The following is a 20002-nucleotide window of genomic DNA, read 5'->3' on the forward strand; positions in this document are numbered from 1 at the left end:
GATGGAAAAAGTACAGCTTTGTTTCGTGAAAGAGAGAATTATACAAGCCGCTTTGTCCTTGTTTTGGAGATACGGCATCAAAAGCATAACGATGGATGACATTGCTCATGATCAGGGCATATCCAAAAGGACTATTTATCAGCATTTCCCTGATAAAGAAGCCATTCTGGAACATGCGATCAGTCATGAACTAGCCACTCAAAAATGTGAAATTCAGAGAGTGGAGGAAGCCACATCGAACCCTATCGACGAGATGCTTCAGACCTCCGAGCAAATGCAATCTTACCTGGCCAATATGAATCCAGTGCTAATGTATGATCTGAAAAAGTATTACCCCAAAGCATGGCAGATGTTCGCATCTTACAAAAATGACTTTGTGCTGAACAGCCTTAAGGATAATCTCTACAGAGGTATTGAAGGAGGCTATTATCACAAAGACTTGAATGTGGATATCCTGGCAACATTGAGAATGGAACAGATTGAACTTGCGTTTGATCCGACAATTTTCCCCCCGAAGAACTATAATATGATGGACATCCAGATTCAGTTTGTGCATCATTATCTGAGGGGTCTTTTAACAGAAAAAGGTTACAACTATTACAATTCCAAACAATTCAAATTACCAATTGAAATTAACACCCATGAAAAATGAACAGATAATACGAAGCACATTATTGTTGCTCTGTGTGCTATTGTGTGTGTTGCCATCAAGGGCTCAACCCGCACAATACTCCGTGAAAGAAGCCGTCAATTACGCCTTGCTCCATAACCTGAACGTCAAAAATTCTGAACTCGACGTTACATCCGCAGAAGCAAAAATCGGCGAGACGAAAGCGATCGGCCTACCTCAGGTCACCGCAAACGCAAGCTTTATAGATAACATCATCATTCAAAGATTCTTTCTTCCCGGATCTTTTGCTGGTGGTGCTGCTGATTCGCCTCCGGTTGCCGTTAAGTTTGGGGTACATTACCAAGGATCGGCATCCGCAACCTGGAACCAGTTACTTTTTAACGGCACTTACCTGGTTGGTCTGAAAGCAGCAGCAACGTATCGCGAGTTGACCCAAAAGAACGTGCAGCAAACCAAAATAGGTATTGCGGAATCTGTAACCAAGGCGTACTATTCTGTACAGGTTGCAGAAGAAAATGCCAAAGTAATTGATCGCAATATTGAACGTCTTGATTCACTGCTTGCAGAAACCAAGATCATGAATCAAAATGGTTTTGTGGAGCTTCTTGACGTAAACCGCCTTGAGGTACAGGTAAACAATCTTAAGGTGGAAAGGCAAAAGGTGCAAAACCTGATCGAGTTAAGCTATGCTCTTTTGAAATTCCAGATGGGCATGTCATTGGAAACGCCGATAGAACTAACCAACAAAATTTCGGATGTCAATATTTCCAAATTGAAAAACGACATGAGCCATCCGCAGGTGACCTATTCCAACAGGATTGAATATTCGATTTTGTCCACGCAGACCAAATTGGCCGATCTTGATTTGAGGAGCATCAAGACAGGCTACCTGCCTGTACTATCCGCATCACTCGGCTACGGGCATAACAATGGTCAGGATGTATTCGGTAACATGTTTTCAACGAAATGGTTTAATAGTTCGGCTTTGACACTCAACCTGGCGATTCCGATTTTCGATGGTTTCACGAAGAAATATCAGATCCAACAGAAAAAAGTAGCTCTGGACAAACTTGCAAATGGTCAAAAATTATTGGAGCAATCCATTGATCTTGAGGCAAAACAAGCTTCGATTGTGATGAACAATGCGTTCTCCGCATTACAAACGCAGGAACAAAATCTTGCATTGGCGAAAGAAGTGGTACGTGTTACCAAAATCAAATATAAGGAAGGTGTAGGAACCAACATTGAAGTAGTCAACGCTGAATCTTCGCTAAGAGAGTCGCAAACCAACTATTTCACTGCCCTTTTTGATCTTGTCATTGCACGTGTAGACCTTACAAAAGCCAAGGGAGAGCTTTACACTGAATTGCAGGAATAACCAAAAATCAAACCCATAACAGACATTTACTATTTACATACATGAGAAAGAATATTCTATACATAGCAACCCTCTCAATACTTTTTTTCGCTTGTGGTGGTGAAAAAAAATCGGGTGTGGAAGGAAAAAAAGCAGAATTGGCCGAACTTAAAACTTCTCAGGCCGAGACCGAAAAGAAGATCAAGGCACTTGAGTTGGAGATAGCCAAGCTTGAACCAAAAAAGGACAATACAAAGGCAAAAGTAGTATCGGTAGGTGCGCTTAATCCTGAAACTTTCAGACACTTTGTTGAGCTTCAGGGAACTGTTGATGCGAAAAATAACGTCTTGGTAACCCCAAAATCAGGCGGAGCGGTAACGGCGATGTACGTTCGCGAAGGCGATCGCGTAAATGTCGGCACGGTGATTGGAAAGATCGATGACAGCATTTTGACAGAATCTATCGAAGAAGTAAAAACGCAGTTGTCTCTGGCTAATACAATTTTTGAGAAACAGAAAAACCTGTGGGATCAAAAAATTGGTACTGAAATTCAATTCCTTCAAGCAAAAAATAACAAGGAAGCATTGGAGAAAAAATTGACTACGCTCCACACCCAGCTTTCACAAAACAAGATCGTGTCTCCTATGTCGGGGGTAGTTGATCAGGTAAATGTAAAAGTGGGCGAGATGGCTTCACCTGGTATGGGCGTTGTGAGAATTGTGAACCTGAGCAACCTGAAGGTGATAGCCAAAGTTTCGGATGTTTTTTCTGCAAGTGTCAGAAAAGGCGATGAAGTGATCGTAAAATTCCCGGATCTGTCGAAGGAATTTAAAGCACGAGTATCTTTCGTTGGTACCGCCGTCGATCCTCTTTCCCGTACTTTCTTAATTGAAGCTAATTTACCTTCAGATCCTGCACTGAAGCCGAATATGATGGCTCAGGTTCAGATCAACGACGTTACTAAAAAAGATGCGCTGGTGATTGATCAAAACTATGTGCAGAACACAGAGAATGGCCATCTGGTATATGTGGCGGTAACAGAAGGAAATAAGAAAATCGCAAAAGCTAAGGAGGTTAAAACTGGCTTGAGCTACAATGGCAAAGTGGAAATTTTGCAAGGACTTTCCGCTGGCGACCAGTTGATTACGCTAGGATATCAGGACGTTTCGGACGGCCAGGTAATATCATTTTAATGAGCATAGGGGATGGGGCGAAGGCTGCGGGGTTCTCCTGATGCCCACTGCCCTTACCCCTCTGCCATCCCACAACATTTAACTTTCAGAATTCTCATGAAATTTGAAGAATATAAAACCTTAGGCTTTACCAACTGGTGCGTTGAGAACAGGACTACGATCTACATCTTTACGTTCATCATTACTTTGGCGGGGTTTCTGGTATATAGCAATCTACCGAAGGAACAATTTCCGGATATTAAGATCCCGCAGATCTATATCAATACGGTCTACTTCGGAACAGCACCGGCCGATATCGAAAACACGATTAACAAACCGATTGAAAAACAGCTGAAGTCGCTTAACGGTGTAAAAAAAGTAAAATCAAATGCATTGCAGGATGTTTCGGTAATTCTTGTAGAATTCACGCCGGACGTACCGGTTGAAGTTGCTCTCCAGAGAGTCAGAGATGCGATTGACAAATCGAAAACCGATTTGCCGACGGATCTTGATTCAGGCCCAACCGCTCAGGACGTGAACTTCTCGGAATTCCCGATTATGAACGTGAACATGGCGGGCAATTTCTCGCTGAAACAACTAAAAGAATATGCTGAAGATCTTCAGGATGGTATAGAAGGCTTGCCCGAAATCACCCGCGTCGATATACTTGGCGCGTTGAATCGCGAGATACAGATCAACGTTAACCTCGCTCGTATGCAGTCTACCGGTCTTACTTTTTATGATATTCAAACTGCACTTCAAGGCGAAAACATCAACGTTTCGGGAGGTGAACTGAATGTCAAAGGGGTTAGAAGAACATTACGCGTAAAAGGTGAATACTCGGATGTAGCCCAAATGGCAAATATCAGAATCAGAACTGGTACCGGCGCAGTAGTAAGGCTGGGTGATATTGCAGAAGTGACGGACAACTTTGAAGAACAGCAAGATTTTGCAAGGTTGGATAACAAGTCTGTAATCACGCTGAACGTAATTAAAAGATCTGGTGAAAACCTGGTAGAAGCTTCTGATAAAATTGAAGCACTTATCGATCAATATAAAGCGGATCGTTTCCCTGCGGGGCTGGATATCAAAATAACAGCTGACCAGTCAGTACAAACGCGCGCCGATCTTCATGATTTGATAAACACCGTTGTACTTGGATTTATATTCGTTGTAATGGTATTGATGTTCTTCATGGGTATCCGTGATGCGATATTTGTCGGTCTTTCGGTTCCGCTTTCCGCATTGGTTGCATTCGTAATGATGCCACTCATCGGACCGATGGTAGGTACGGAGTTTACTTTGAACACGATCGTTTTGTTTGCATTTCTGCTCGGTATCGGATTGGTGGTAGATGATGCGATTGTGGTTATCGAAAACACCCACCGTCTCTTCAATATGCACCGCGACTGGACGATCCAACAAGCCGTGAAAGCTGCTGCTGGTGAGGTATTTATCCCGGTATTATCAGGTACATTAACTACCATTGCACCTTTCTTCCCGCTTCTTTTCTGGACGGGTATAGTCGGGGAGTTTATGAAATTCATGCCGCTCACGCTCATCATCACGCTCTTTGCGTCTCTGTTCGTGGCATATGTAATGAACCCGGTTTTCGCTGTGTCGTTTATGGGTCGCCATGAAGATGAGAAAGAAGCGCACGATACTAGCATCAAAGCGATTCGCCGACCGCTGATCATTCTTGCAGTCGCTGCAGCACTTGGATACGTGTTTGACCGTGGTTTCGGAAACTTCTTCGTGATGTTATTGATCTTGTACGTTTTCAATCACTATATATTAACACCGAGAATCCTTGTCCCTTTTCAGGACAGATTGTTACCCGCTCTCAAAAACGGATATCGTAATTTGATCGATTGGTTGCTACGTGGATGGCGTCCGGTGTTTGCGATTCTTGCAATGGTTGTATTATTCATATTTACTTTCGTGTTGACTGGTATTGTAAAACCACAGGTATTGTTCTTCCCAAGTGGTGATCCCGATTACGTATATGTTTATAACAAACTGCCGATTGGTACCGACGCCCGAGTAACCGACTCCGTAACGAAAGTCATCGAGAAAAAGGTTTTTGAAGTATTGCAAAAGGAAGATGCGATGGGCATTGTGAACTCCGTTATTGCCAACATTGGTAAAAATGCCGGTGATCCATATAATCCGGATCGAGCTGCCACTCCTCATAAATCAAAAGTTACCGTAGCTTTCGTATACGGAACAGAACGCGGCGGAAGGTCGACAATGGAAATTCTCAATAAGATTAGAGATGCTGTTTCAGGAATTCCGGGCGCTGAAATATCGGTTGAACGTGAGGCAGTTGGACCACCGACAGGAAAGCCTATATCGGTGGAGATCTCGGGAGATGACTTTTCAATACTACAAAAACTGGAAAAAGATGTGCTCAATAAAATTGCACTTTCCGGAATTGAAGGTATTGATCAACTCAGATCCGATCTTGTTACCAACAAACCGGAGATTGTAATCAACATCGACCGTGAAAAAGCGCAACGCGAAGGTATTAGCTCGTCTCAAATCGCGCTTTCGGTAAGAACTGCACTTTTCGGATTGGAAGTATCCAAATTCAGAGATGATAAAGATGAATATCCGATCATGGTTCGTCTTGATAAAAACGATCGCGAAAATATTGAGAAACTGCTCAGTCTGAATATCGTATATCGTGATATGAACATGGGTGGAGCATTGCGCCAGGTACCTATTACGTCTGTGGCCAATATAAGCTATTCAACTACTTTTAGTCAGATTAACCGTAAGGATCAAAGTCGTATCGTGACATTGGGATCAGATGTTTTGCCGGGATATAACGCGAACGAAATTGTGGCGCAAATTGAACAGGAGATTAGCGACATGAAAGTTCCGAACGGCTACACTATCAAAATGGGTGGTGAGCAGGAAGAACAAAACGAGTCGATGGCGTTTTTGGGAACAGCATTCGGTGCTGCAATTCTCTTGATCTATCTAATTCTGGCAACTCAGTTTAACTCTGTAATTAAGCCGTTCATTATCTTCTTCACAATCCTTCTTTCACTGATTGGGGTATTACTTGGATTTATCATTTTCAACAAGGATTTCTCGATTATCATGTCTGGTGTTGGTATCATCGCCCTTGCCGGTATTGTGGTGAAGAATGGTATCCTCCTTATCGAGTTTATTGAAGAACTCCGTGGAAGGGGATATCCGATGCGTGAGGCAATTATAGAAGGCGGTGCCATTCGTTTGACTCCTGTTTTATTGACAGCTTCGGCAGCGGTTCTGGGTCTTATCCCATTGGCGTTTGGTTTGACCGTCGATTTTGTAGGTCTTTTCAGAGATCTTTCACCTCACCTGATTGTGGGCGGACCGAGTGCGGTATTCTGGAATATCCTTGCCTGGACGATCATCTTTGGACTTACTTTCTCTACGATACTTACCCTGGTAATCGTGCCGTGTATGTACTATACCAACGAAAGAATCCGCGACAAATGGTTCAGAAAAAGTGAACCAGAAGTTGTGAATCCTAACTGGCAGGAAGAGAGTATCTAGGCTTTTGTTAGTCTATATAGGTGTGCATTCAGGTCCGAAATTCTTCTGATTCTGAATGCACATTTTTTATAAAAGCTTATTAGATTTGCAACCCTTGAAGTGCATATCGGGCGAGACCGTATAGCATATAATTTAAAGAACGGGATGTGGCGCAGCCCGGTAGCGTACCAGCATGGGGTGCTGGGGGTCGCAAGTTCGAATCTTGTCATCCCGACGAATTAAAAGACAAAAACCTAATCGAATTGACCGGGTTTTTGTCTTTTTTATTTTCTTCCCCATCACTAACATTGTCCTGAATTGCCTCTAAATTGTCCTAACCAAACAGCGTAATTAATTAGATTTGAAATTAAGTTTGCAATACACAATCAATTGATTTTCACTTAAAACCACCTGATATGAAACCTAGACTGAGTCCATACTTAAATTTCGACGGAACTTGTCGCGAAGCAATGAATTTTTATCAATCCATATTGGGTGGTGAGCTTTATTTTCAAACGGTTGGCGAATCTCCGATTGCCGATCAGGTGCCTGCTTCCATGAAAGATGCCATTCTGCATTCAACACTGAACACGGGCGCCCTGGAAATAATGGGCAGTGACATGAACCCAACTAAACTTGTTGATGGAAATGGAATGAATATGTGCCTGGTATTCAAAGATGAAGCTGAGACGATGGATTGCTACGAAAAGCTGTCAGCGGGAGGTGTAAAGACTCAGCCAATACATGAAATGTTCTTTGGACTGATCGGAGCGCTAACAGACCGGTTCGGTAAAAATTGGATTGTCGAATGTGATAAAGTTTTGGCGTGATATTAAAAAGGGCGGCCCCAAGCGACCGCCCAATTTGTTAATGCCAGAACGGATTTCCCGCCTTTACAAATTCTATTTTCAAATTGGGATAAAAACCCTTCAGCCACTTCGCAACATTCACCATACCCGGTTCTTCGGAGTCAGCATGCCCCATTACAATTAAAGCCTTATTTTTTCCTTCTTTGATCGCATCCTGAACATAGGGCACTGTCTCCCACTCATTGCTTTCTCCCACAATCAGCAGTTCACATTGATCGCTTCTTAAAGTCTGAAAATGCGCTCCCGAGCCAGCAGCACCCAATACCAATCCAACTTTGCTAAACCTGGCATCAGGATTCCCGACGATCCGCATCGTTTTCGCAACCAATGTTTTTTCTAAATGTTGCACAATCGTTCTCAAACTAGCCGACGGGATTTCTAAAAACCGGGCATCGGATTGCTGATACTTCTTCCAGCCGGTTTGATCCAGAAAACCTTCATATATCATATCCGGCTTATTCTGATGAAGGTGATCATGAAACCGCCAGACGACCATATCATTATCTTTAATAAACTTCAGTTTTTCAATCTGAATCGGATCTGACTCATGTGCTTTCAAGTCGTCCGTATGGCCGTAGAAAGTAGGTTCATGCGTTATAACAAGGTTTAATCCTTGTGATTTCGCCCGTTTTAACACCTCCAACGTCGCCATAAATGTAGTAGCAATGCCTGTAACGTTAGTGTTCGGGTTTCCGGCTTTAAATTCGTCGACCGTCACTGCATTCCACGGACAATTGACTTCTTTTTTGATGGTATTAATAACCTGATTTGCAGTTACCTGGGCTTTCAACGTGTAACTCCCCATTGCCAATAGGGCAATCATTAGTACTTTTTTCATGCGTCTTGAGCTTCCCATATGTGATTTGTGAAAATTATATCCAAGTTAAGCCTGATGCATGAGTAAAGACAGGATATATGTCTGCTTACTTTACCAAACAATTCAATGTTCATATATCTCGTTTGTTAAGCGAGCAGGATCTATACTATTCGACCAAAATCTCAAAGATTGTTGCGTCTTGAAAACTGGTTTTGTAACTTGAATTGTGGAACAGCTTCGTAAATAGTTTTGTATCAATACGTTAATATACAACTCATCACCATGGCATTATTTAAGCTTTCAGTTAACAAACGGACATATGAGGCGGACGTTGCCGCAGACACTCCGTTACTATGGGTTCTTCGTGACAATCTTGGGTTGGTCGGAACCAAATTTGGTTGCGGAATCGCTCAATGTGGTGCCTGCACGGTTCATTTAAACGGAAGTGCGGTAAGATCATGCGTATTACCAGTTTCGGCTGTGGGAAAATCCAATGTAACAACGATTGAGGGCTTATCTGAAAAAGGCGACCACCCTGTACAAAAGGCGTGGGAGGAAGTGGATGTAGCTCAATGTGGTTATTGCCAGGCCGGACAAATCATGACTGCGGCTGCATTTTTAAAAGAAAAACCAAAACCAACCGAAAGCGAGATAGTAACTGCCATGAGCGGGAATATTTGCCGGTGTGGAACCTACCACAGAATTCGGGAAGCGGTAAAAGTAGCAGCCTCTAAATCTGAAAAATGATGCAAAATATAGATCAAACTTCCAGAAGAGGGTTTCTAAAATTCTCTTCTCTCGCAGCCGGTGGACTGTTTTTGGGTTTTAACTGGTCAGGACAAGATGATATTTCTGTAGTTGTTGATCCCGCTAATATCTCAGCAGGACTTGTTCCTTTTAACAGTTACCTTTCAATCGGCACTGACAATATCATCACGATCGTGTCACCCAACCCGGAAATTGGCCAGGGAATTAAAACCGCCTTTCCGATGGTCGTTGCAGAAGAGCTCGACGCGGACTGGAAACTGGTGAAAACCGTTCAGGGCCATCTGGATAATTCCAAATTTGAAAGGCAGGTTACCGGTGGAAGTGGCGCGGTGCCTCATTCGTGGGAGCGCCTTCGCAAAGCAGGAGCATCTGCCAGATATCTTTTAGTTGCCGCAGCAGCAGAGCGGTGGAAAGTTCCGGCAGCAGAATGTTCTACTGATAACGGAAAGGTTTGGCACAAAGCTTCCAACAAATCACTTAATTACGGTGAGCTGGCCGAAGAAGCATCAAAAATCACGCTTCCAAAAGAGGTTCAACTCAAGAAAGAAAAAGATTTCAAATTGATCGGCCAGTTTGTCAATAACGTCGATAATCATAATATAGTAACTGGGAAACCTCTTTTCGGCCTCGATTTTTATCGCGAAGGAATGCTGTTTGCTCAGGTTCAACGGCCAAAAGCTTTCGGATTGAAACTTAAATCGGTGGATTCAGCAGCGGCCAAGGCCATGCCCGGAATCGTTGATGTTGTCACATTTGAAAACAGCGTGGCCGTGGTCGGAAAATCGACCTGGCAGGTTAAGAAAGCAAGGGAAGTTCTTAAAATTGTGTATGAAGATGCGACCAATCTGGAAAGCAGCACGGATCACAATCGCATATTCAAAGATTTGCTCGACAACGGCGATGCCACCGTAAGAAGAAAGGACGGCGACGTGGAAACTGCATTCAAAAATGCGGCGAAAACGGTAAAAGCCGAATACCAATGCCCTTTTCTGCCGCATAGCCCACTGGAACCCATGAATTTTTTCGCACATGTACGTGAAGACGGCGTGGAATTGATCGGGCCAACACAAACTCCGGATCGGGCCAGAGACGAGGTGGCCAAGATCACAGGGTTTCCGAAAGAAAAAATTTCTGTCGAAATCACCCGGCAAGGCGGTGGATTTGGCCGGAGGTTAGCTGCTGATTATGTAATTGAAGCAGCCCATGTTTCCAAATTGGTGAAAGCACCGGTCAAGGTGATGTGGACTCGAGAAGATGATATGACTGGAGGTATATATCGTCCGGCTGTAAGATATCGTTTTGAGGCAGCACTAGATGCAAGCGGACTGATGATAGGTTATAAACTACGAGGTGTGGGACTAAATTCAGGAAATTCAACCCGCGAAGACAACTTCCCATCCTCTGCCGTGGATAATTTGCTCATCGATTCGGTAGAATATAAATCGGCTATCACGACTGGCCCCTGGCGTGCTCCGATTACCAATTTCCTCGCATATGCTGAGCAGGCATTTCTGGATGAGGTGGCGGAAGCAGCCGGAAAAGATCCGATTCAATTCCGTCTGGAATTACTGGAAAAAGCAAAAAAGTCGCCAGTCGGTGCACTTAAATATGATGTCGACAGGTTGATCGCCGTGACCAAACTTGCTGCTGAAAAAAGCAACTGGGGCAAGAAAAAAGGCGTTCATCAGGGTTTCAGCGTTTATTTTTCGCATCGTTCCTATGTTGCTCAGGTCGGTGAAGTAGTTTTGGAAAAGGGAAAACCGGTGATCAAAAATATAATTGCAGCCGTCGACTGCGGTATTGTGATTAATAAAAGCGGATCGTTACAGCAGGTCCGGGGAGGTGTAGTGGATGGTATGGGACATGCAATGTATGGTAATCTTACCTTCAAAGAGGGCGTTCCCGATCAAAACAATTTCAACGCTTTCCGTCTTATTAAAATGAATGAAATTCCCGAAGTGGAGGTGCACTTTGTCGATAATGGCATATCACCAACCGGATTAGGCGAGCCTGCCCTGCCACCTACCGGAGCTGCGGTTGCAAACGCATTTTATAAGGCAACCAAACAACGTCTAAGAAGTCAACCTTTCATAGAACAGGACGCTTTTAAAGGAATTTCTTAACACAAAATTGATTTACCAGACATAACATGGTGCCCGCGGACTAAAGTTCTGCGGGCATTTTTTGTCTAATGAAGTGATATTTCTTATTTTAGAAAATATACACAAACATTTCCGATTTCACTATCCAGCTAAGTGACTTACTACCGAATGTCTGTTATTATTGTGCTCTGAAAAGCTATTCTGAAACAGATATAGCCACCTCCGAATCTTGAATTTCTCGATTGCTCACACACATATTGATATGGGATAGTGTCTTAATATATCAACCATTACGTATATAGCTTATCGTCTTTGGGTCTCCCGTTTGAAATTGGATTTAGTAAGCTGTCGGCAATTCGTCATATGTCGCCGATGTTACCGACATCTTTCCAAATCCAGAAGTCCGGGTTCAGGCAAAAACACCGACCGGATAGTCTTAAGATACTGATTCAAAGAGGATTCATAAGGAATGTCAAACAGGGCAAACGAAAAAGTGAAAGCCACTTTTGTAACTATTTTATAAAAACATATAAAATTATAGTACTGACGTTTGGATTGTTTAATCGTTTAAATGTACTTTTGATAACCTTTATTAACGACACCGCATGAGTACAAAAAAGGTTTCATTAAAGGATATCGCCCGTCAGGCGGGTGTGTCAACAGCTTTGGTGTCATATGTTCTGAACGGCAAAGAAAAAGAGAGCAGGGTTGGACAAGATATAGCCAGTAAAATCAAGCAGATTGCCAGGGAATTAAACTACCAGCCAAATCATCTGGCGAAAAGTTTGAGAAGCGGTAGAACCTTTACGGTCGGATTAATCATCGCAGATATATCCAACCCGTTCTTTGCCAATATTGCGAGAGTAGTTGAGGACGAAGCAAAGCGATACGGATATACTGTCATCATTGGAAGTTGTGACGAAAGTGCAGCGAAGTCCTCGGATTTGATTAGTGTATTGATGAACAGACAATTAGACGGTTTCATCATAGTATCTTCGGAAAATTCTGAGGATCAGGTAAAGTATCTGAAAGAACGAAACATTCCGTTTGTGTTGCTGGACAGGCACTTCCCGGAAATACAGACTGATTTTGTGGTGACGAATAACTATAAAGCCTCTTATGACGCATGTAGTCACTTAATCAACAGAGGATATACGCGAATTGCCATTATTGCCTATAAACTGGATATGTCGCATATGCAGGAGCGGATCAGAGGGTATAAGCAGGCTTTGGGCGACAGGAAAATAGCGTTCAAAGAAGAGTGGCTGAAAGAGGTTAAGTTCGAGCATATTGAAAAAGAAGTGAAAGTCGCCATTGATGAAATCATGAATATGGAAACCCGGCCTGACGCTTTGATATTTACAACATATGGTCTGGCAATCAATGGATTAAAGTATTTCAACGAGCGAAAAATAAAAGTACCTGACGATCTCGCGATCGTCAGTTTTGGACAAGCAGAGGTTTTTGATCTGTACTATTGTCCGATTACCTACATGCACCAGCCGCTGGAACAGTTAGGTAAAACCGCCGTGGAAATGTTAGTTAACAAATTGAAAAACCCGGAGGAGGGATTGAGGCAAATACTAATGGAAGCGCAATTGATTGCCAGAGAGTCATCAAGAATGAAAACTGTGACGATTTAAAAATTTACAAAATTGCTTAATCGATTAACTTTATACTGATATTTTCCTAAACCTTTAAAATTGATGGAGCGAAGACATTTTCTGCAATCGGCCTTATGGGGCTCAGCCGCTTTAATGACAAGCTTTCCATTCAAGGATGCGAAGGCGGCCTCCAAGCTTAAAATTACAAAAATCAGATATTACGCCGCGCCCGGTTACAACAAGCCATTGTTTAATCAGGCTCGGGGTATTGTCGAAGTTGAAACGGACGGTGGCATAATCGGCATCGGCGAGGGCGGTTCAAAAGACATGATCGAGCAATGTGCCCAGATGCTGATCGGTGAAGATCCCTTCAAAATCGAGTATTTGTGGCAATACTTGTACCGCGGAATGTTCTATCCGCCAGGTCGTGAAAAATTGCACGCGCTCGGGGCCATTGAGATGGCTCTTTGGGATATCAAAGGAAAAGCACTCGGCGTTCCCGTGTATGAATTAATGGGCGGTGCCTCGAGAGATTATGTGGAGTGTTATGCAACGGGTTTCAAAGCTTCAAAAGCGACCACAGAAGAAGACCGTGCCCGTGATTGTATCGACGCAGGGCTGCGCTGCTACAGGATCGGGCCAACCGGTGGAAATGGTACGGAGCCTTTTGATTTCTATGACAACGCCAAGAAAACGATCGAATTTTGTAAACGGATCGATAGCGCAGTTGGTGGCGGCGGTAAATGGGCCATAGATCTGCATACTCGATTTGATATGACCGACGGATTAAAAATATGCTCGGCTCTTGAAAATATGGAGCCATATTTTGTCGAGGATATCATTCGCTCTGAGAATCCCGGAGCCTATCGTGAAGTACGCGGGATGACAAAAGTTCCGATAGCCGTCGGTGAACAATTTGGTGATCGATGGGATATCAATGAAATGATCGAAAACAGATGGATTGACTACACGCGTGTTACACTTCCCAACACGGGTGGCCTTGCCGAGTTAAAAAAAATTGCCGCACTCTGCGAAACGCATTATGTGGGAATGATCCCGCATTTTACAGGACCACTTTCTACGGCGGCTTTGGTACATGTCCTTGGCTCCAGTAGTCCTTCGCGGTGTCTGATGGAACTTGGAGGAGGAGAACCTGAGCGTCCTGCCTACTTCAATGAAGATTATATTCATTTCAAAAACGGCAAACTATACCTCAATCCTGCTCCTGGCCTGGGTGTAAAATTTGATCCTAAGAAGGCAATGTTCGTAATGGAGGTCAAAGAAAGAACCCAATACCCACATCCATATCTCAAAAGCCCCGACGGGTCAATCCACAATTGGTAAGCGCTCAATTTGCGGTGTAAGTTTAGACAGCCAGCATATCGGAGCAGCGCATCGCCAAGGCTTTCAGCCGGTTTTTTCTGATGGAAGGATGATAAACCGCAGGAATATTGCTTTTACATAAGTAATCCAATCCATCTTTTACAGAACAGTTTATGAGGAAGCTTTTTATACCCGCGCTCATCCTGCTGATTACCATATTTGTAACAACATCCTATCGTTTCGAATATCCGTCTGCTGAGATTAGTAATGGAAAAATAACCGCAAAACTATATCTTCCCGACGCGCAAACCGGCTACTATCAAGGTCTGCGTTTCGATCATGCCGGAGTTGTGTATAGTCTTGAATACAACGGTCATCAGTATTTCGGGCAATGGAACGCTCAAAATACGCCGAAACTTCATGACGCTATCATGGGACCTGTGGAAGAGTTTGTTGCCCTTGGATATACCGACGCACCGGCTGGAAGCGAGTTTGTCAAAATCGGGGTAGGTAAATTGGTCAAGCCGGATGATAAACCATATAATTTCGCCCGGCTGTACGACCTGAAAGATGGTGGAAAATGGAGTGTCAGCAAAAAATCTGACCGGATTGAATTTACCCATATCCTCAACGATGCCGCCGGATATAGTTATGAATACAAAAAAACGCTCCGACTCGAAAAAGGCAAGCCTGTACTTGTCCTGGAGCATAGCCTGAAAAATACCGGCGCAAAAGCAATTGAGACAAGCACTTACAACCACAACTTTTTCGTAATCGATCAGGAGCCGACCGGTCCGAATATGACCACTACTTTTCCGTTTGGCGTTGCTGCCGAAGGCAAAGGTTTCGGTACGATTGCGGATATTAAAAACCAGTCCATTATCTACAACAGAGCACTCGAAAATGGGGAGAACGTTTTTAGTAGTGGGCTTAAAGGATTGACCAATTCATCGAAAGATTACAACCTACAAATAGAGAATATCAAATCAGGCGCCGGGGTCCGTATCGTTGGCGACCAGCCAATTGAAAAACTGGTGTACTGGTCTTGCTCCACCACTTCCTGTCCCGAACCTTACGTGAAAATTTCCGTAAAACCGGGTGAGGTGACGAAGTGGAATATTAAATATGAATTTTACACAAAACAGTAGACTGCCCGACAAATCACCGCTTACATGCCTAAGTATAGTTGATGGAAATCTATCGCTTTCAGATTTGGTATATCCTAATCACTTTATTTAAAATCAGTCATATCAAACATAACCAATGAGTAAAAATACTTTTTCGTGGGATCTTTTTCAAAAGATGCCCATCGTAGGAATTATCAGAAATGTGGACGCAGAGGATGTAAAAACCATATTACCCCTTTGCATTGAGGCCGGTTTGACTACGGTGGAAATTACAATGAACACGTCGGGGGCCAGTGATATGATACGTGATGCAATTGAACAACAGTTTGAAAAATTAAATATTGGAGCGGGTACAGTCTGCAATAAAGCCGATCTGGAAGAGGCCCTTGAGGCAGGTTCTCAATTTATTGTGACACCCATTATTGATAAAAAAGTAATCAAATCGTGCGTAAAAAAAGGAATTCCCATTTTCCCGGGAGCCTATACTCCGAGTGAAATTTACCGTGCGTGGTCGCTGGGCGCGCCGATGATTAAGATATACCCTGCCACTTCTCTTGGACCCGAATATATCAAAGACGTGAAGGCTCCTTTGAATAATATCAAGCTGCTGCCAACGGGGGGAGTGAGTTTACATAATTTACTGGACTTCAAAAAGGCAGGTGCGGACGGTTTTGGCATCGGAAGCCAATTATTTGATAAAGAGCTTATTAAAAACAAAAAATGGGATGAGTTAAAAGCCCACATACAGCAATTCACCTCCCGCCTCGAGGATTAACATTTCTTTTTATGAAGAACTATCGCTGGATCATTGTTGCCCTATTGTTCGCCGCTACGACCATAAATTACCTCGACCGCCAGATTATCGGACTTTTAAAACCGATTTTGGAGAAAGAATTTAACTGGACGGAAACGGATTTCGCCAGGATCGTAATGGCCTTCACTGCGGCATATGCCATCGGTCTACTCTTCTTTGGCTGGCTAATTGATAAAATAGGAACCAAGGTCGGATATTCTTTGACGGTAGTGTTCTGGAGTATAGCGGGGATGCTGCACGCACTTGCGAGAAGCGCGTTCGGATTCGGAATTGCGCGGGTTGGATTGGGCTTGGGAGAAGCCGGAAATTATCCGGCGGCAGTGAAGACTGTAGCAGAATGGTTTCCCAAAAAAGAGCGTGCGCTGGCAACCGGACTTTTCAACGCTGGAACAAGTATTGGCGTGGTCGTGGCCTTGCTGATTGTCCCCTGGATATTAACGCATTTCGGATGGCAGGAGGTTTTCTGGATCACCGGCGGACTTGGATTTGTCTGGCTGGTTTTGTGGATATGGCTCTATGATATCCCTGCCAACCAAAAACGGCTCTCGAAGGAAGAATATGAATACATTATTGCTGGTCAGGATGATAACGTTGTAGAAGAAAAAAATGTAGTCAGCTGGATCAAGCTTTTTACTTTTCGGCAAACCTGGGCTTATATCACCGGCAAGGGTTTGATTGATCCGATCTACTGGTTTTTCCTTTTCTGGCTACCCTCCTATTTCGCCTCAACTTTTAGTCTGGATCTTAAAAAACCAAGTTTGGAACTGATGCTGATATATACTGCTACCACGGTAGGTAGTATCACAGGCGGTTATTTCTCTTCGATTTTGATCAAAAGAGGATGGGAAACGGTCAAGGCGAGAAAGGCGGTATTGCTGGTTTTTGCAGTATTGGAATTGAGTGTGATATTGATCCAGTTTGCTCCGGATGTTTGGGTTGCCGTCGGGTTGATCAGTTTTGCGGTGGCGCTGCACCAGGCATGGGCAACAAACGTATTCACGCTGCCTTCAGATATGTTTCCGAAACAGGCCGTGAGTTCCGTAGTCGGTATCGGGGGTATGGCCGGGGCAGTTGGCGGCATCCTTTTTCCGATGTTAGTCGGTGGTTTGCTGGATAGCTACAAAGCTGTCGGAAAGTTATCGGAAGGGTATAATATACTGTTCACGATTTGCGGGTTAACCTATCTAGTCGCCTGGCTCATCATTCACCTGCTCACCCGAAAGACCGGGAAAGTGACTTTGGAGGAGCTGCGGTAAAGATTTAAACGCAGAGGTTACGGAGTATTGCGCTGAGTTTTTGTAACCGCAATGGACGCGATAGTTTTCGCAAGGGGCGCAAATGGAGAATTATGCCCTTCGATTAATCTTAAACGCAGAGGTTAAGGAGTTTTACGCTGAGTTTCGCAGAAAGGTAAAAATCAGCGTATCAAGAAATATAGTATCTCTATTCCAGTCTCCAATATATATTATCGAAACCATTGCGTCCATTGCGTAACCCATTGCGCCTATCGAGGTTAAATTCCATGAAAAGAAAAATCTCAGCTCAATTCAAGTAAAATTCTTAAACGCAGAGGCTAGGGAGTTTTATGCTGAGTTTCGCAGAAAGTTATAACCCAGCGTAACTCTGCTGCGTTGGTTTGTTCAAGGGTAAAGTTTTTGTAACCGCAATGGACGCGACAGTTTTCGCAAGGGGCGCAAAGGAGAATTTTGACCTTCAATTAACTTGCCTTAAAGCGTATATTTTTTGGTCTCCAAAGTTTACATTTATCAAAACCATTGCGTCCATTGCGTAACCCATTGCGTCTATCGCGGTTAAATTCCACGAAAAGAAAAAACTCAGCGTAACTCAGCGAGCCACTCCATGAACTCTGCGTTTAAAAACAAACGCCGTACCTTTGCAGCATGGATTATTTTAAAAAGCTGCTGGGTCTGCTAAAAATTGAGCGTGAAGAAGATAGAACGTCCTATCTGAAATTAATTGAAAATTCCTCTGTTTCAGACCGGCGAGCCAATGGACTCGCCTGGTATCCAATTGCCATAAGAGGTTCAGAAATGAGCCGCGGCGATTATCTGACTGTTGAACTAGAACGCACTACGCACCATGACATTATCCATCAAATGCGTTCAGGTATACCAGCCGTGCTTTTCTCAAATCACGATGCCAAGAATGACCGTACCGAAGGCGTCGTTAACTATGTAAACGGAAATCGCCTGAAAATCACGCTCCGCACCGACGAATTGCCGGATTGGGCTCAGAACGGCAAATTGGGTATCGATCTGTTGTTTGATGACAACAGCTACGACGAAATGGAAGGTGCATTAAAAAAAGCAGGTGAGCTTTCTCTAGATACTAAAAAGGGGAGACTGATAAATATTCTTACAGGAGAAATCACTCCTACATTTCAAACAGAAACCTATATATTCAACTCTTCTGCATTGAATCCGTCTCAAAATGAGGCAGTCAACCGCATCATATCAGCGAACGAGTTGGCAATTGTCCACGGTCCTCCGGGGACTGGGAAAACGACCACACTTGTGCAGGCAATTAAGGCTTTGTCGAAAACGGATAGCAAACCAATATTGGTTGTCGCACCCAGCAACGCAGCTGTGGATTTACTGAGCGAAAAAATATCTGAAACGGGTTTGAATGTACTTCGGGTTGGGAATCCGGCGAGGGTTTCTGAAAAGCTCCAGTCATTGACAATGGAACAAAAAATGGCCAATCATCCCGCCATGAAGGATATCAAAACCTTGAAAAAGCGGGCGAATGAGTTCAAAAATATGGCTCATAAGTACAAGCGCAACTTTGGAAAAGCCGAGCGAGAACAACGCAAAGCTCTTTTCGATGAAGCGCACAAGATAATGAAGGATGTAGGCAAAACCGAGGAATATATCATCGCCGATCTGATGACCAAAACGCAGGTTGTGACGGCGACGCTCGTGGGTGCAAATCATTACTCCGTTCGTGAATTCGACTATCATACGGTTGTCATCGACGAAGCAGGTCAGGCCCTGGAACCTGCCTGCTGGATTCCGATCCTGAAAGCGCAAAAGGTGGTTTTAGCCGGAGATCCATTTCAATTGCCTCCAACCATCAAATCTGTCGAAGCGGCCAAAGGCGGATTGGAATATACGTTGCTAGAAAAATGCATAGGAACCCATCCAGAAGCCGTTGTATTGCTCGATGAACAATATCGGATGAATGAGGCCATCATGGGTTATTCTTCGAAGGTATTTTATCAAAACAAACTCCGGGCGCATACCTCTGTCGCTAAACATGTGTTGTTCGACGGAGATCAGCCATTGACGTTCATAGATACGGCAGGCTGTGGTTTTGACGAAAAACTGGAAGGCACCAGTTCAACCAATCCGGAAGAAGCCGCGTTCCTATACCGTTTCCTTAGTCGGCTTGTTGAAGATCTCAAGGCATCTCATAGCACGGAAGCTTCATTGATGGCCAATTTCCCGTCTATTGGCATCATATCTCCTTATAAGCAGCAAATCCAACTGCTAAAAGAACAATTAAATCATGTAGCTGATCTTAAACCTTATCTGGCTTATATATCCGTCAACACCATCGACAGTTTCCAGGGTCAAGAACGCGATCTGGTCTTGATTAGCATGACCAGAAGCAACACGGAAGGAACCATCGGTTTCCTCTCAGACTTACGAAGAATGAACGTAGCCATGACACGCGCCCGTAAAAAGCTTGTAGTCATCGGCGACAGCGCCACACTTTCAATTTATGATTTTTACAAAGGTTTTGTTGAATATGCTGAGAACGCGGGAGGATATCATAGTGCGTGGGAGTTTATGGAATAAAGTTAATTTGTTAGTCGTTAGAGGTGTTAAGATATAAATTAAACGCAGAGTTAACGGAGTATAGCGCAG

Annotated in this window: 14 protein-coding genes and 1 tRNA gene; 14 read left to right on the plus strand and 1 reads right to left on the minus strand. The window is 43.7% G+C overall.

Features of this window, described 5'->3' with window-relative positions:
- Position 1 precedes the first annotated feature (1 nt).
- The 6 genes from AC1XUD_RS07380 to AC1XUD_RS07405 all read left to right on the plus strand — a co-directional run bounded on the left by AC1XUD_RS07380 (position 2) and on the right by AC1XUD_RS07405 (position 7518).
- The gene (locus tag AC1XUD_RS07380; RefSeq protein WP_483360335.1) at positions 2 to 652 is read left to right on the plus strand and encodes a TetR/AcrR family transcriptional regulator; all 651 of its coding nucleotides are present in this window, start codon (positions 2 to 4) and stop codon (positions 650 to 652) included.
- Positions 642 to 2009 (plus strand): TolC family protein, encoded by a 1368-nt coding sequence (locus AC1XUD_RS07385; protein ID WP_483360336.1) that lies wholly within the window; start codon positions 642 to 644, stop codon positions 2007 to 2009. Before AC1XUD_RS07380 ends, AC1XUD_RS07385 begins: the two co-directional genes overlap by 11 nt.
- A 41-nt stretch (positions 2010 to 2050) precedes the next feature.
- The gene (locus AC1XUD_RS07390) at positions 2051 to 3181 is read left to right on the plus strand and encodes an efflux RND transporter periplasmic adaptor subunit (RefSeq protein WP_483360337.1); all 1131 of its coding nucleotides are present in this window, start codon (positions 2051 to 2053) and stop codon (positions 3179 to 3181) included.
- A 96-nt stretch (positions 3182 to 3277) separates the two neighbouring features.
- On the plus strand, positions 3278 to 6709 hold the full coding sequence (locus AC1XUD_RS07395; RefSeq protein WP_483360338.1) for an efflux RND transporter permease subunit: 3432 nt from the start codon (positions 3278 to 3280) through the stop codon (positions 6707 to 6709).
- 140 nt (positions 6710 to 6849) lie between these two features.
- Positions 6850 to 6923, plus strand: a tRNA-Pro gene (locus AC1XUD_RS07400).
- Between the two features lie 181 nt (positions 6924 to 7104).
- Entirely contained in the window at positions 7105 to 7518 is a 414-nt protein-coding gene (locus tag AC1XUD_RS07405) for a VOC family protein (RefSeq protein WP_483360339.1), read from the plus strand.
- Between the two features lie 37 nt (positions 7519 to 7555).
- Here the strand turns inward: AC1XUD_RS07405 and AC1XUD_RS07410 are convergent, their stop codons facing one another.
- Positions 7556 to 8395, minus strand: coding sequence for a Nif3-like dinuclear metal center hexameric protein (locus AC1XUD_RS07410; RefSeq protein WP_483360340.1), 840 nt, complete (start codon positions 8393 to 8395; stop codon positions 7556 to 7558).
- A gap of 261 nt (positions 8396 to 8656) precedes the next feature.
- Between AC1XUD_RS07410 and AC1XUD_RS07415 the strand changes: the two genes are divergently transcribed.
- From AC1XUD_RS07415 to AC1XUD_RS07450, 8 genes are all read left to right on the plus strand, one after another.
- A complete protein-coding gene (locus AC1XUD_RS07415) occupies positions 8657 to 9121 on the plus strand; it encodes a (2Fe-2S)-binding protein (RefSeq protein WP_483360341.1) in 465 nt (154 codons plus the stop codon).
- The gene (locus AC1XUD_RS07420; RefSeq protein WP_483360607.1) at positions 9121 to 11265 is read left to right on the plus strand and encodes a xanthine dehydrogenase family protein molybdopterin-binding subunit; all 2145 of its coding nucleotides are present in this window, start codon (positions 9121 to 9123) and stop codon (positions 11263 to 11265) included. The genes AC1XUD_RS07415 and AC1XUD_RS07420 overlap by 1 nt, the downstream gene beginning before the upstream one ends.
- 584 nt (positions 11266 to 11849) lie before the next feature.
- Positions 11850 to 12887 (plus strand): LacI family DNA-binding transcriptional regulator, encoded by a 1038-nt coding sequence (locus tag AC1XUD_RS07425; protein ID WP_483360342.1) that lies wholly within the window; start codon positions 11850 to 11852, stop codon positions 12885 to 12887.
- Between the two features lie 63 nt (positions 12888 to 12950).
- Positions 12951 to 14192: a mandelate racemase/muconate lactonizing enzyme family protein gene (locus AC1XUD_RS07430; protein ID WP_483360343.1), complete on the plus strand. Its 1242-nt coding sequence runs from the start codon at positions 12951 to 12953 to the stop codon at positions 14190 to 14192.
- A gap of 152 nt (positions 14193 to 14344) precedes the next feature.
- Positions 14345 to 15319, plus strand: coding sequence for a hypothetical protein (locus tag AC1XUD_RS07435; protein ID WP_483360344.1), 975 nt, complete (start codon positions 14345 to 14347; stop codon positions 15317 to 15319).
- Between the two features lie 115 nt (positions 15320 to 15434).
- Positions 15435 to 16073 carry a bifunctional 4-hydroxy-2-oxoglutarate aldolase/2-dehydro-3-deoxy-phosphogluconate aldolase gene (locus AC1XUD_RS07440; protein ID WP_483360345.1) on the plus strand — a complete coding sequence of 213 codons (639 nt, stop codon included), beginning with the start codon at positions 15435 to 15437 and terminating at the stop codon, positions 16071 to 16073.
- Positions 16074 to 16084: 11 nt separating this feature from the next.
- Positions 16085 to 17368: an MFS transporter gene (locus AC1XUD_RS07445; RefSeq protein ID WP_483360346.1), complete on the plus strand. Its 1284-nt coding sequence runs from the start codon at positions 16085 to 16087 to the stop codon at positions 17366 to 17368.
- 645 nt (positions 17369 to 18013) lie between these two features.
- Positions 18014 to 19933, plus strand: coding sequence for an AAA domain-containing protein (locus AC1XUD_RS07450; protein ID WP_483360347.1), 1920 nt, complete (start codon positions 18014 to 18016; stop codon positions 19931 to 19933).
- Positions 19934 to 20002: the final 69 nt, after the last annotated feature.

It is taken from the genome of Dyadobacter sp. HNCC25DJ184 (assembly GCF_056895215.1).

What these genes read in the sequence shown, in the direction of transcription:
- AC1XUD_RS07410 (WP_483360340.1), bottom strand. Translation starts at nt 8,395, where the DNA reads ATGAAAAAAGTACTAATGATTGCCCTATTGGCAATGGGGAGTTACACG.
- AC1XUD_RS07425 (WP_483360342.1), top strand. Translation starts at nt 11,850, where the DNA reads ATGAGTACAAAAAAGGTTTCATTAAAGGATATCGCCCGTCAGGCGGGT.
- AC1XUD_RS07405 (WP_483360339.1), top strand. Translation starts at nt 7,105, where the DNA reads ATGAAACCTAGACTGAGTCCATACTTAAATTTCGACGGAACTTGTCGC.
- AC1XUD_RS07430 (WP_483360343.1), top strand. Translation starts at nt 12,951, where the DNA reads ATGGAGCGAAGACATTTTCTGCAATCGGCCTTATGGGGCTCAGCCGCT.
- AC1XUD_RS07450 (WP_483360347.1), top strand. Translation starts at nt 18,014, where the DNA reads ATGGATTATTTTAAAAAGCTGCTGGGTCTGCTAAAAATTGAGCGTGAA.
- AC1XUD_RS07420 (WP_483360607.1), top strand. Translation starts at nt 9,121, where the DNA reads ATGCAAAATATAGATCAAACTTCCAGAAGAGGGTTTCTAAAATTCTCT.
- AC1XUD_RS07435 (WP_483360344.1), top strand. Translation starts at nt 14,345, where the DNA reads ATGAGGAAGCTTTTTATACCCGCGCTCATCCTGCTGATTACCATATTT.
- AC1XUD_RS07380 (WP_483360335.1), top strand. Translation starts at nt 2, where the DNA reads ATGGAAAAAGTACAGCTTTGTTTCGTGAAAGAGAGAATTATACAAGCC.
- AC1XUD_RS07395 (WP_483360338.1), top strand. Translation starts at nt 3,278, where the DNA reads ATGAAATTTGAAGAATATAAAACCTTAGGCTTTACCAACTGGTGCGTT.
- AC1XUD_RS07415 (WP_483360341.1), top strand. Translation starts at nt 8,657, where the DNA reads ATGGCATTATTTAAGCTTTCAGTTAACAAACGGACATATGAGGCGGAC.
- AC1XUD_RS07445 (WP_483360346.1), top strand. Translation starts at nt 16,085, where the DNA reads ATGAAGAACTATCGCTGGATCATTGTTGCCCTATTGTTCGCCGCTACG.
- AC1XUD_RS07440 (WP_483360345.1), top strand. Translation starts at nt 15,435, where the DNA reads ATGAGTAAAAATACTTTTTCGTGGGATCTTTTTCAAAAGATGCCCATC.
- AC1XUD_RS07385 (WP_483360336.1), top strand. Translation starts at nt 642, where the DNA reads ATGAAAAATGAACAGATAATACGAAGCACATTATTGTTGCTCTGTGTG.
- AC1XUD_RS07390 (WP_483360337.1), top strand. Translation starts at nt 2,051, where the DNA reads ATGAGAAAGAATATTCTATACATAGCAACCCTCTCAATACTTTTTTTC.